General features: G+C 52.3%; 1 pseudogene. It reads right to left on the bottom strand.

What is annotated here, in order from left to right:
• Nucleotides 1-608, bottom strand: a pseudogene (locus HMPREF0373_RS14145) (hypothetical protein); the annotation flags it as partial.
• Between the last annotated feature and the right edge of the window lie 79 nt (nt 609-687).

The raw sequence follows: 687 nt of genomic DNA, 5'->3' as shown, positions 1-687 counted from the left end.
GTCGTCATGCCGCCCGCTTTCTCGCCCACAAGTTCTATCCTGTGTCCGCTTTCCACACCGACGTTTTCTTTCTCCACCTCATAGATTTTTCCATGTACGGCGGCGTCCAATTCCTGCGCCGGACGGGATAACGGGTTATGACGAAATTTGCCGTTTGGGGGTTTATCCGTCTTTTCAAAAGCAAGGCGTGTCTTTGCTTTGCCTTTGGCTTCGTCAAAAACGCGCTCTTTTGTGATTTTGGTCTGTTTGGGGATAGCTGCCCGCGCTTTGTCTAAACGGTCAGCCGCCGTATCGGATTTTTTGATTGCCTTTTGCAGTTCCGGAGTTGCCCGTTCCGCTTCGGAAAACTGTAAACGGGACGTATGGGTTTTAAGCTGCGCTGCGTCAAGGCTCTTTTTCTCCGCGCCCTTTTCTAAATGGCGGCTAACCTCTGTGCTGATACGTTGGGTCGCTTTTTCCGCTGCTCCCGCTGCGGGGGCTGAATAGTTTTCCTCCGGCGGTCTTTCGCTGATACTCGTCGTTTCGCCCGTCGTAAGGTTTTCCGCAATCGCCCCGTCGCGGGTCATTTTCTGCGTTACCTTGTCGGGGGCTTTTAATTCCTTGCTCAATGTTCATCACCTCCAATACGCTGTTTTGCAAGGGTGCAGTATTCGGGGTTGATCTCTATACCGATATAGCGGCGGGAAA

Origin of the sequence: Eubacterium ramulus ATCC 29099, from assembly GCF_000469345.1 — a bacterium.
GTDB classification, from domain to species: domain Bacteria; phylum Bacillota; class Clostridia; order Lachnospirales; family Lachnospiraceae; genus Eubacterium_I; species Eubacterium_I ramulus.
This window is presented reverse-complemented; position numbering and strand designations above follow the sequence as displayed.